Source organism: Photobacterium damselae subsp. damselae (genome assembly GCF_038086725.1).
In the GTDB taxonomy this organism is placed as follows: domain Bacteria; phylum Pseudomonadota; class Gammaproteobacteria; order Enterobacterales; family Vibrionaceae; genus Photobacterium; species Photobacterium damselae.
In genome coordinates this window covers 1,142,274-1,154,529 of the sequence record NZ_CP146970.1, presented here as the reverse complement: position 1 = coordinate 1,154,529, position 12,256 = coordinate 1,142,274, and the positions used below count along the sequence as shown (strand labels likewise).

Sequence of the window (12,256 nt, the reverse complement as noted above, 5' to 3'; positions counted from 1 at the left end):
GACCTAGCATCGCTCAAAATTGCACCAAAAAGGCGGAGATATTTGGTCGGAAGATAAAAAATAACGAGGTATTATACCCAAACCTCTCAAAGATGCGAAGTTCAGTGCAAGGTAATTGTTCAGTCTACAAGCTCATTACTCAAAAAGGATCCACTATGCAGCCAAACTCATCACCACCATTACGATTAGGGCTCGCTATGTGGTCACATAACCAGTGGCAACAATCGATTTATGGCAAAGGTTGTAAAACAGGTGATCGCTTAGCTCGCTATGCAGAAACCTTTAATACCGTTGAAGGTAATACTACGTTTTACGCTGTTCCGAACTTAACTACAACCCAAAAATGGCACAGTGCAACCCCGGATAACTTTCGTTTTACCTTTAAATTGCCTAAAACCATTACCCACCAGCAACAGCTTCGTCATAGCCAACAAAGTCTGAGCGATTTTTTCTCTGTAATGTCGCCTCTTGAGCACAAAATTGGTTTATGGAAGATACAACTCCCCGCAAGCTTTGGCCCAGAGTCTCTACCACTGTTAAAGCAGTTTCTCGATATGTTTCCAAGTCACTATCCGGTTGGAGTTGAAGTTCGTCACGCCGCTTTCTTTGCTAAAGGTGAAGATGAGAGACGGTTCAACCACTTGTTACTCGAAAAAAAAGCCAATCGAATTATTATGGATAGTCGGCCAGTCTTTGCAGCTCCACCGACCACTGCTGCGGTAATAGATGCCCATCAAAAGAAACCTCATGTCCCTGTTCATGCCATAGCGACAGCCGATAACCCTATGATTCGCTTTATTGGTCATCCAGACGATCTCAGCAATGACCCATTTTTTGCCAATTGGCTCACTCGCTTACCTATCTGGCTTAATGAAGGTAAACAGCCCTACCTTTTTATCCATACACCAGATAATAATCACGCCCCAGAACTTGCAACACGACTTTATGCGCTCTTAAAACAGCAAAGTATAAAGCAACTAAGTACTGTGAATTTACCAAGCATTACGCTACCAATCTTAAACGATGAGAATCCGCAGTTTAACTTACTGTAGATTTGCTGAATAAATAGGGGAAAGTGCGAATTGATAAAGACAAATGTTCCCATTTTCTCTACAATACGCGACCTTTCAGGCTTATGGATAGCCCACCTAGTTTGATGTTATCAATCAAATTAGAGTGTTTATTTGGGAATTCCAGTTCTTTAACTTATGAGGTTCGTGAGAATGGCAGGCCACGACAATATTTTTGCTGCGCCAATAGAAAAAATCGGTGACTTTACTTTTGATGCCCGTGTTGCCGAAGTTTTTCCTGATATGATCCAACGCTCGGTACCGGGCTACAGTAATATCATATCGGCTATCGGTATGTTGGCTGAGCGTTTTGCCAAACCACACTCAAAAATCTATGACCTTGGTTGTTCTCTTGGTGCTGCGACACTGTCTATGCGTCGTCATATAGAACAAGAAGGTTGTCAAATTATTGCGGTTGATAACTCAAGTGCAATGGTTGAACGCTGCCGTTTATTGGTCAATGCCTACCGCTCAGACACTCCAGTTAATGTCATTGAAGCCGATATTCGTGAAGTTGAAATCGAAGAGGCCTCGGTTGTTGTCCTTAACTTCACACTGCAATTTTTAGCTCCGGATGATCGTCAAGCTCTATTAGAGAAAATCTATGCCGGTCTTCGCCCTGGTGGCATCTTAATTTTGTCAGAAAAATACGTTTTTGATGATGAAACCGCTCATGAGTTACTTATCGATCTGCACCATGATTTTAAGCGTGCTAATGGTTATAGCGAGCTAGAAATCAGTCAAAAGCGCAGTGCCATTGAAAATGTGATGCTGCCAGATTCTATTCAAACTCACCGTGACCGTCTTAGCCAGATCGGTTTTAGCAGTGTTGAAGTTTGGTTCCAATGTTTTAACTTTGGCTCAATGTTTGCGATTAAATAAGGTTTACGTTCCATTATGTTGTTTAGTTTTTCTGAGTTTTATCGACTTATCGCCCAACATGAAACCCTGCGTCCTTGGCTAAATATCCTGCCACAGCAACTGACGGATTGGGAAAATAAAGAACATGGCGATATGGGACGTTGGTTACGTGCACTTAAAAAGTTACCAACAGAGAAACCTGATCTCATTAATATCAAAGATGAAGTAAGTGTTGCATACCAAAATGGTATTGAAAATGGTGAGCGTAAACGTATCGAAAGTTTACTACGTATCATGCAACCATGGCGTAAAGGTCCATTTAATATCCATGATATTCAAATAGATACCGAATGGCGCTCAGATTGGAAATGGGATCGAGTTCTACCTCACATTTCACCACTAAAAAATCGCACAGTACTTGATGTTGGCTGTAACAATGGTTATCACATGTGGCGCATGCTAGGTGAAGGAGCTCAACTTGCCGTAGGTATTGATCCATCTAGCCTGTTCTTGATCCAATTTGAAGCGATTAAACGCCTTATGGGTATGGATGACCGCGCTTACTTATTGCCACTAGGTATAGAACAGCTTCCAGAACTCAAGGCATTTGATACTGTATTTAGTATGGGCGTGCTCTATCATCGCCGCTCACCTTTAGATCATATTATTCAGCTGAAAAACCAATTACGCAAAGATGGCGAATTAGTGCTAGAAACTATTGTAATAGATGGTGATGAAAACGATGTGTTAGTACCAACAGATCGTTACGCACAAATGCACAATGTGTATTTTTTCCCATCAGCTAAAGCGCTTAAAGTTTGGTTAGAAAAATGTGGTTTTGTAGATGTTCGAATCGTAGATCAATGTGACACTACTACAGACGAGCAGCGATCAACGGATTGGATGACAAATAACTCACTTCCTGATTATTTGGACCCCGATGATCCAAGCAAAACTATTGAAGGATACCCAGCCCCTAAACGTGCAATTTTAGTGGCTCGTAATCCTGACTAACGACTGACAAAGGGGTGCTGTTCGCATCCCTTTTTGTGCGCTAAACTAATGTGGTCTATAGAATTTTTGAAGTACTTTGGGAGAAATAATGCTTCGCCGCAGCGTACCCTTACTTGCCATTGCAGTGCTATCCGGTTGTACTGCAACTCAGCAAAAAAATCATCAAGAGACACTTGATGCTATTACGAATCTTGAAACCCAAATGCATGGTCAAATAGCATCGATGGCTCAGCATATTGATCAACAAAACCAGCATATAGCCAAGTTGGAATCCAAATTAACCAACATTTCAAAAGACGTAAAATTTGTTAAACACAAAAGCTTAACTGAGCCAAAACTTATTGTTGAAAAACAAATTGTTCGTGTGCCAGTCGAAGAGAAAAAAGTCGATCCTAAAGTCGCCAACGGTAAAGTTGTCTTAGGGCAGGAAGAGTGGGTTTGGATCGATTCAATCAAAGCACACTTTAAAGCTCGTGTTGATACAGGTGCAACAACATCGTCTATCAACGCACAAGATATCCAGACTTTCGAGCGCGATGGTAAAGAGTGGATTCGCTTTAACTTAACTCATCAGGGTGAAGATAATACCGATGAGAAAACGCAAGCTGCAAAGGTAGATGAAATCGAAGCGCCTGTAGTGCGTTGGGTGAAGATTCGTCAAGCAAGCACAGAAGAAGCGGTTCGTCGTCCTGTGGTTGAGCTATGGGTTCAACTAGGATCTCTTCATGAAAAAGCTCAGTTTACACTCGCAGACCGTTCGCAGATGGATTATCCCGTTCTATTAGGTCGTGAATTTTTCAAAGATATTGCACTTGTTGATGTTGGTAAAAAATACATCCAAGGAAAGACTGAGCCAAAAACAGAGCCAGCAGCTGTAACAAAATAATTAAATGAAGAGGATGTCATGACGTCTAGAGTTCCGTTTTATTTTTTGATCTCTATTCTCATTACGGTAGGACTTGCGCTAAGTATTTATCGTCATGAAGTGTATGGTGTGCCATGGACTCCAGGTGAACACCGTCAACTATGGGAACTTGAAGCTCGAGTTGAGTTTGATGCAATTGGCGAACCTGTAAAGGTCTCTATGGCTGCACCAAAAACACAGCAAGGTTTTACCCTTATTGATCAAAGTACTTCATCACCAGGCTATGGTGTAGCGACTGTTGATAACGACCAAGGTCACCGCATTGAGTGGACCATTCGTGATGCAATTGGTAAACAGATTCTCTACTACAAAACCCAAATGTTGGTGGACAATCAATCAGATTACAAAGAGATCGCACCTAAAGGCGAACCTGCTACTGTTAGCTTAGATAGCCCACAACAGACAGCTGCGACAGCACTACTGGCTCAAGCTCGTAATTTATCATCAGATGACCTTACGTTGACTCGTGAGCTAATCAAAGAATTTAACGACAAACAGAACCAGAATGCCGCCCTACTTCTTAACAGCCTAACTCGTGAACAAGCAATTACGAATTTGCTGTCGATGGATGGTATCTATTCTCGTGTTGTCGGTGGTTTACAGCTTGAAGATGGTCGTCGTCGCCAAAGCATTACGCCAATGGTTGAAGTCTGGGACTCAGCGAAACAAGAGTGGCAGTTATTCAACCTAGAAACCGGCATTGAAGGCAAACCAGAGAATGTCTTAATCTGGAACCAACAAGGCCACTCGTTACTTGATGTTGTTGGTGGACGTAACTCCAATGTAAGCTTCTCGATCATTGCGCAAGACATTACACCGCAACAAGCAACACAAGAGAAAGTTCAAGCCGAAGATCTACTTAACTTCTCTATCCATAGCTTACCAATTGAAGAGCAAGCAATGTTTAAAACCATTATGCTTGTCCCGATTGGTGCTCTTATTGTGGTCTTCTTACGTATTATTGTGGGCTTAAAAACCTCAGGTACGTTTATGCCAGTTCTGATCGCGGTTGCGTTTGTTCAGACACAGCTACTAACAGGTATCTTAGGCTTCTTATTAATTGTTGGTACCGGCCTCATTATACGAAGCTATTTATCCAAGCTTAACTTACTCTTAGTGGCCCGAATATCCGCCGTTATCATAACGGTTATTATGATCATTTCTGTCTTTACGGTTGTCGCTTATAAGATTGGTCTAGTCGAAGGCTTAAGTATCACTTTCTTCCCGATGATTATCCTATCTTGGACAATTGAACGAATGTCTATCCTATGGGAAGAAGAAGGGGCAAAAGAAGTGTTTGTTCAAGGTGGTGGTTCGCTATTAACAGCGGTACTTATCTATCTAGCCATGACAAACCCATTAATTCGTCACCTTACTTTTAACTTTATTGGTCTGCAACTTATCATTATGGCAGCCATTCTACTGTTGGGTACTTACACCGGTTACCGAATCAGCGAATTACGTCGATTCAAACCGCTGGCGGAGGACTAAACCATGTCATTTTTGTCACAGTTTACCTCCCCTAGCAAACTGAAAAAACGCGGTATTATGGGGATGAACCAACGTAACCACAGTTACATTGGCCGCTATAATGATCGTAGTCGTTACCCGTTGGTAGATAACAAGTTAAAAACCAAGATTGTCGCGCAAGAGTACGGCGCGACAGTTCCAGAACTGATTGGTGTTATTGACAGTCAAGCGACCGTTAAAACCATCCATAATATGGTAAAAGATTGGCCTGGATTTGTGATTAAACCGGCACAAGGTTCTGGTGGTAAAGGCATCTTAGTGATCGTCAAACATAAAGATGGTGTCTATGTAAAACCATCAGGTGCAGAGATCAACAAGGAAGATGTAGAGCGTCATATTACCAATACTCTAGCGGGACTATTCTCGTTAGGGGGTAAGAATGATGTTGCCATGGTCGAAAACCTGATTGAGTTTGATAATGTCTTTGATGGCTTTAGCTATGAAGGTGTTCCGGATGTTCGTGTTATCGTATTCAAGGGATACCCTGTAATGGCGATGATGCGTTGTTCAACGTCTGCCTCTGATGGTAAAGCGAACCTTCACCAAGGCGCTGTCGGTGTTGGTATCGATATTGCCAGCGGAAAAGCTATACGTGCAGTGCAGTTTAATAAACCGATCGAACGTCACCCCGATACCGATAGGTTATTAAGCGAGTTAGAAGTTCCTAACTGGGAAAAACTATTAACCTTAGCCTCAAGTGCATGGGAAATGACTGGACTGGGTTATATGGGTACCGACATGGTCTTGGATAAAAAACTTGGCCCTATGGTTCTAGAGCTAAATGCTCGTCCCGGTCTTGCTATTCAAATTGCGAATGGCTGCGGTTTGTTACCCCGTTTGCGCCATATTGAGATGATGGGAACATCATTTAGAGTGCCAACACCTGAAGAGCGTGTCGCCTATTCTGCCCATCAATTTGGTGCTAAACCACAGTTCTGATCAAACGAATATTGATAACCATCTAATATAGACATCTAATCTAAGCCTCGACTCTCCCATCGAGGCTTTTTTCTATTTTTCTCTCAAGTTTTTTTGTGTCTAACCGATAACATTACTGAGTTTATTATTAACCCTGTAATTTTTATGACGGCTGTCCATACTTTAGACAAAGCACAACTTATCAACGAGATTCAGCTGGGCAATCAGTTAGGTCATGCCGTTGAGCAAGGACGTCGTTCAGATTTTGCTCTCATGTTAGCTTTGCTCTCTCCAGACTTTCTAGAGAACACTCCAGTTGATCATATTGATAATAAACCCGTTACCGATTCCCAGCTTCGTGGCTATTTTGAATTACAAGACTCTCGCCCATTAACCACATCCGAATTTTGTTATGAGCGAGGAGCAGTACAAGCTGAAGCATTCCACCAAGGTGGGTTGGCAAGCTGCCGACTCATGGATGGTTTACAGCCTATTGCTCTTACTTTTCCACCACAAGATACAAAAGGGATGCCTGAAGAGCTATATCATAACCTATCAGGTCACGAGCGCCGTAAATTGCCGCCAACAGAAATAATTATACCTGAGTCTTCACCTCAACGACTTTATGGTGCGCTGGTGCAAGCCAAACGCTTTGCCGAAATGCAAACACAAGCACCACAAGTCTACGCAACAGCTTAAGTTTCTAGCGTAATTACGCATAGTTGCCTATATATCCCCACCTGATTATTACCATACAAATCACAGTTTTATAAATTTCGTGAACTCACTCATAGCTTATTCATCCAAACTATTAGCATCGAGTAAACTTTTACTACCATCAAACTAAAGAATAAAACCAAATAAGTTGATAAGTCTTCGATCACCTTCTCTATTGGCTAACAGGGTTAACGAATTTCTGGTAGGAGAAAATATGCAAATTGCTCAATCTGTTGTCGTCATAACTGCTGCTGGCAGCGCCATCGGTCGGGCTATGGCTATGCATTTTTCTCAATTAGGTGCTCATATCGCTCTTATTGATACAGATGCATCTCATCTTCAAACGACATTAGAGTGCTGTCAAACATTGAAAAATCCATGTCACGGCTACCTAATAAAAGATCTGACAGAAGCAAACATTCATCAAATCGGGCTCAAAGTACTTCAGGATTTTGGCTCAATAGATATTCTCGTAAATTGCTGGCAAGGTATTGTGTTGCCAAACCTTTTAAGTAGCCACTCAGAAGAACATATGACTCAAGCCCTTACCCTAGACTCTACCCTATTTTTTTCCTTTGGTCGTTTTATTGCTAACTATATGAAATCAAATAAAAGATCTGGCGTAATATTAAATGTCATCACATCAGAATCCTTAGATACGGCCAATTATACTATCGGAAATAAGGCGATGATTGCGGGCTTAACACAAAACTGGGCAAAAGAGTTAAAACACTTTGATGTTCGGGTAGGCAGTATTGTGCCAATCTCATATCAAGAGACAAATACATCTGCCCCTCTGTCACTCTCAATGCAGTATGAAATGGTTCGAAGTGCTGAATATATTGTTGAAAATGACTCATTTAATGGCCGAATCATTGAAGCTGAACATCAATAACAACTTAATTTCTTACATAAAAGACAGACAGAAAAAACCCGCTACATGAGCGGGTTTTTAATTTAAGGTCTAAAACTAATGATTAAGCTTTTGCTTTCTCTTTCTTAGTTTTTGCTGGTTTCTCAGTTAGAGGCTCAGACTTCTTAATCACTGTAGTGCCTTCGAAAGTCTCGCCTTCAACGAAAGCTTTACCATAGTAAGATGCTAGTAGTACATCTTTAAGCTCAGCAATTAGAGGGTAACGAGGGTTTGCACCAGTACACTGGTCATCAAACGCTTCTACTGATAGCTCATCAAGCTTAGCTAGGAAGTCAGCCTCTGGAACACCTGCTGCCTGAATAGACATAGGGATTTCTAGGTTAACTTTTAGCTCATCTAACCAAGTTAGTAGACGTTCAATCTTCTGCGCAGTGCGGTCGCCTGGCTGAGATAGACCTAGGTGATCAGCAACTTCTGCGTAACGACGACGTGCTTGTGGACGGTCGTACTGAGAGAATGCAGTCTGCTTAGTTGGGTTATCGTTCGCGTTGTAACGAACCACGTTAGAAATCAACAGTGCGTTAGCTAGACCGTGTGGAATATGGAATTCTGCACCCAGTTTGTGAGCCATTGAGTGACATACACCTAGGAATGCGTTAGCAAACGCGATACCAGCGATAGTTGCTGCATTGTGAACTTTCTCACGAGCAATTGGATCTTTAGCACCATTTGCATAGCTAGATGGTAGGTATTCTTTTAGCATCTTAAGTGCTTGTAGAGCCTGACCGTCTGAGTATTCGTTAGCAAGTACTGATACATAAGCTTCTAGTGCGTGAGTTACCGCATCGTAACCACCAAATGCAGTTAGAGACTTAGGCATATTCATCACAAGGTTTGCATCAACGATAGCCATGTTTGGTGTTAGTTCGTAATCAGCAAGTGGGTACTTAGCACCAGTCTTATCGTCTGTTACAACCGCAAATGGTGTTACTTCAGAACCAGTACCAGAGGTAGTTGTGATACATACAAGCTCAGCTTTTTGACCCATTTTAGGGAACTTGAAGATACGCTTACGAATATCCATAAAGCGCATTGCAAGGTCTTCAAAACATGTTTCTGGGTGCTCGTACATTACCCACATGATCTTAGCCGCATCCATTGGAGAACCACCACCAAGAGCAAGGATAACGTCTGGTTGGAAGCTCTTCATCATTTCAGCACCCTTCTCTACTACAGATAGAGTTGGATCAGCTTCTACGTCAAAGAAAGTTTGAACTTCCATACCTTGTGCTTTAAGCAGTGCTACGATTTCATCTGCATAACCGTTGTTAAATAGGAAACGGTCAGTTACTAGGAATGCGCGTTTCTTACCTTCAAGGTCGCTAAGTGCGATTGGAAGGCTACCACGACGGAAGTAGATTGATTTAGGTAGTTTGTGCCACAACATATTTTCAGCTCGCTTCGCTACTGTCTTCTTGTTGATAAGGTGCTTAGGACCCACGTTCTCAGAGATAGAGTTACCACCCCAAGAACCACAACCTAGAGTTAGAGACGGTGCAACGTTAAAGTTGTAAAGATCACCGATACCACCGTGAGTAGTAGGGATGTTTACAAGAATACGAGCTGTTTTTAGACGATCACCAAAGTACTTGATACGGTCAGCGTTTACGTCTTGGTTAGTGTATAGGCCAGATGTGTGACCGATACCACCGATTTCAACCATAGTTACTGCTTGGTCAACCGCATTTTCAAATGAAGTTGCACGGAACATACCTAGAGTTGGAGATAGTTTTTCGTGAGCAAATTCATCATCAGCGCTTACCTGTAAGCCTTCACCGATAAGAATCTTCGTTGTAGCAGGAACTTTAACACCTGCCATTTCAGCAATCTTAACTGCTGGCTGACCAACGATGTCTGCGTTTAGTGCACCGTTAATAAGCAGTACTTTACGAACTTTATCTGCTTCTTCTTTAGTTAGAACATAACCATTATGAGAAGCAAAACGCTCTTTAACTTCATCGTAAACTTCGTCCATAACGATAACTGCCTGCTCAGAAGCACACACTACACCGTTATCGAAAGTCTTAGACATAAGAACAGAAGCTACAGCACGCTTAACGTCAGCAGTTTCATCAATAACAACAGGAACGTTACCAGCACCAACACCGATAGCAGGCTTACCAGAAGAGTATGCTGCTTTAACCATACCTGGGCCACCAGTAGCAAGGATAAGGTTGATATCATCGTGCTTCATTAGGGCATTTGAAAGTTCAACAGATGGCTGATCAATCCAACCAATGATGTCTTTTGGTGCACCTGCTGCTACTGCTGCATCAAGAACAAGTTTTGCTGCTGCGTTAGTAGATTCTTTAGCACGTGGGTGTGGTGAGAAGATAATTGCGTTACGTGTTTTTAGAGAGATTAGAGATTTGAAGATTGCTGTAGAGGTTGGGTTAGTCGTTGGAACGATACCACAGATGATACCTACAGGCTCAGCAATAGTCATAGTGCCGAACTCGTCATTCACTTCAAGAATGCCGCAAGTTTTTTCATCTTTGTATTTGTTGTAGATAAATTCTGATGCGAAGTGGTTTTTGATAACCTTATCTTCAACAATACCCATTCCAGATTCAGCAACAGCCTGTTGAGCTAGAGGGATACGAGCGTTGTTTGCAGCAAGAGAAGCATCGCGGAAGATTTTATCCACTTGCTCTTGAGAGAAAGTTGCGAACTCTTTCTGAGCTGCTTTAACACGCGCAATCATTGCATCTAGTTCAGCCATATTTGTTACAGGCATAGTTAACTCCTAAACTTAATATTGAAAACTTTTTAGTAAGGATACGTTCTCAATCCTTTATGCCACTCGTTGTTTTCCGTTATAACAACTCAGCAACACACATACTTAGTAAATTGCTTTCAAAACTGATTATAAAATTTCACACCATGAAAAAACTTGATTTAGATCATTTGCTGTTAAAAATTTACATTTTTCATCAAAATTTGATCTAAGCAGTTAAAAATCAACAAGTTAAAATCATTTTCTGTGATCATTAAGCTTGTTTTTGGCGAATGTGGACTTTAATCAGTTTCTTCGCGTAAGGAAATAATATGTAATATTTCTACATTTATTACTAAATCCTACGCATTTTGTGACAAAAATCACTATTTATTTGTTCATCTGGTCAATTTTGTTGCATATATTCTAGCACGCCAGCCGCCCAAACAGATAATAGCTTGTTATTTGATTTACACAAACAAAACAAAATTAAAATTTATGACAAAACATTTCAATGCCCCAGCTCGAATCAGATTAAATAATTAAAACAACAAGATCTTCAAATCACGACTTTAACAGCCAGCTTGTCACTCTTGCTGTTAAAATTTACTTGGAGGTAATTAGAGCAATTTTAAAATCGGTTTCTGTCCCTCAATAGCTAGATATTTTGCTTGAGCCACGCCCTATTGATAGCTTAAAGTATCGCCAATTAGAGAAATACAGGCACTCATATCCATTTATTATGACTGGCTATCCAAACATAACAAATGACCATGCTTTATGTTCTCATCCATCGACACTTACATGATGTGGTTACTTCAATGCCATCTTTAGAATTTGCTATTTTCCTTCAATTTTTTGTGGGGTTAATCGCCGCAGTTAATCCGATAGGCATCATGCCGGTTTACGTTTCATTGACGGGCCATATGACACCAGAAGAGCGAAACCGAACGGCCTTAACCGCCAACGTTGCGGTTGCCATTATTCTGATTGTTTCGTTATTAGCTGGGCAGTGGTTACTGGATATGTTCAGTATCTCACTAGATTCGTTCCGAGTTGCCGGGGGCCTACTACTTCTGACTATCGCATTCTCGATGATGAGCGGAAAAATAGGTGAAGGAAAACAGAACAAACAAGAAATATCAGAATCGGTCAGTCGGGAGCAAATTGGTGTTGTTCCATTGGCCATGCCTCTTTTAGCAGGGCCTGGTGCTATCAGTTCAACCATCGTTTATGGTTCGCGTTATCCAGGTTTAACCAGCATCTTAGGTATCGCGGCAACCATTATTACCTTTGCATTTTGTTGTTGGTTACTGTTTAGAGCGGCCCCTCTTATTGTGCGAGTGCTTGGTCAAACTGGCATTAACGTTATTACTCGAATTATGGGCCTAATCCTTGCTGCATTAGGTATTGAATTTATCGCCAATGGATTACGTGCGCTGTTTCCAGGTTTAACTTAATGAATCATTTGCCTGATATAATTAAATTTATGCCATTTGATGCTATAATCAGGTAGTAATAAATCGCTAAAAAGCCTCGCTAAGTTCGAGGCTTTTATTTTTCTGATCCGA

The 12,256-nt window shown here is 41.4% G+C and carries 10 protein-coding genes; 9 read left to right on the top strand and 1 reads right to left on the bottom strand.

Features of this window, described 5'->3' with window-relative positions:
• The first annotated feature begins 155 nt into the window (after positions 1-155).
• The 8 genes from WAX86_RS05245 (at position 156) to WAX86_RS05210 (ending at position 7,930) form a co-directional block, all read left to right on the top strand.
• Positions 156-1,052 (top strand): DUF72 domain-containing protein, encoded by an 897-nt coding sequence (locus WAX86_RS05245; RefSeq protein WP_341489212.1) that lies wholly within the window; start codon positions 156-158, stop codon positions 1,050-1,052.
• Between the two features lie 171 nt (positions 1,053-1,223).
• Entirely contained in the window at positions 1,224-1,952 is a 729-nt protein-coding gene (cmoA, locus tag WAX86_RS05240) for a carboxy-S-adenosyl-L-methionine synthase CmoA (protein WP_065170270.1), read from the top strand.
• Between the two features lie 18 nt (positions 1,953-1,970).
• The gene (cmoB, locus tag WAX86_RS05235; protein ID WP_068968186.1) at positions 1,971-2,945 is read left to right on the top strand and encodes a tRNA 5-methoxyuridine(34)/uridine 5-oxyacetic acid(34) synthase CmoB; all 975 of its coding nucleotides are present in this window, start codon (positions 1,971-1,973) and stop codon (positions 2,943-2,945) included.
• 88 nt (positions 2,946-3,033) lie between these two features.
• A complete protein-coding gene (locus WAX86_RS05230; protein WP_341489211.1) occupies positions 3,034-3,831 on the top strand; it encodes an ATP-dependent zinc protease in 798 nt (265 codons plus the stop codon).
• A gap of 18 nt (positions 3,832-3,849) precedes the next feature.
• Positions 3,850-5,361 (top strand): inactive transglutaminase family protein, encoded by a 1,512-nt coding sequence (locus tag WAX86_RS05225; RefSeq protein WP_044176044.1) that lies wholly within the window; start codon positions 3,850-3,852, stop codon positions 5,359-5,361.
• A gap of 3 nt (positions 5,362-5,364) precedes the next feature.
• Complete coding sequence (locus tag WAX86_RS05220) at positions 5,365-6,339, top strand: alpha-L-glutamate ligase-like protein (RefSeq protein WP_065170267.1); 975 nt, start codon at positions 5,365-5,367, stop codon at positions 6,337-6,339.
• Positions 6,340-6,483: 144 nt separating this feature from the next.
• Positions 6,484-7,017 (top strand): VC2046/SO_2500 family protein, encoded by a 534-nt coding sequence (locus WAX86_RS05215; protein ID WP_065170528.1) that lies wholly within the window; start codon positions 6,484-6,486, stop codon positions 7,015-7,017.
• 232 nt (positions 7,018-7,249) lie between these two features.
• Positions 7,250-7,930, top strand: a complete 681-nt coding sequence (locus tag WAX86_RS05210) for an SDR family oxidoreductase (RefSeq protein WP_138222852.1) — start codon at positions 7,250-7,252, stop codon at positions 7,928-7,930.
• An 82-nt stretch (positions 7,931-8,012) separates the two neighbouring features.
• Here the strand turns inward: WAX86_RS05210 and adhE are convergent, their stop codons facing one another.
• Positions 8,013-10,706 carry a bifunctional acetaldehyde-CoA/alcohol dehydrogenase gene (gene adhE / locus WAX86_RS05205; protein ID WP_341489210.1) on the bottom strand — a complete coding sequence of 898 codons (2,694 nt, stop codon included), beginning with the start codon at positions 10,704-10,706 and terminating at the stop codon, positions 8,013-8,015.
• An 800-nt stretch (positions 10,707-11,506) separates the two neighbouring features.
• Here adhE and WAX86_RS05200 point away from each other — a divergent pair.
• Positions 11,507-12,145, top strand: a complete 639-nt coding sequence (locus tag WAX86_RS05200; RefSeq protein WP_005300130.1) for a YchE family NAAT transporter — start codon at positions 11,507-11,509, stop codon at positions 12,143-12,145.
• The last annotated feature ends 111 nt before the right edge of the window (positions 12,146-12,256 follow it).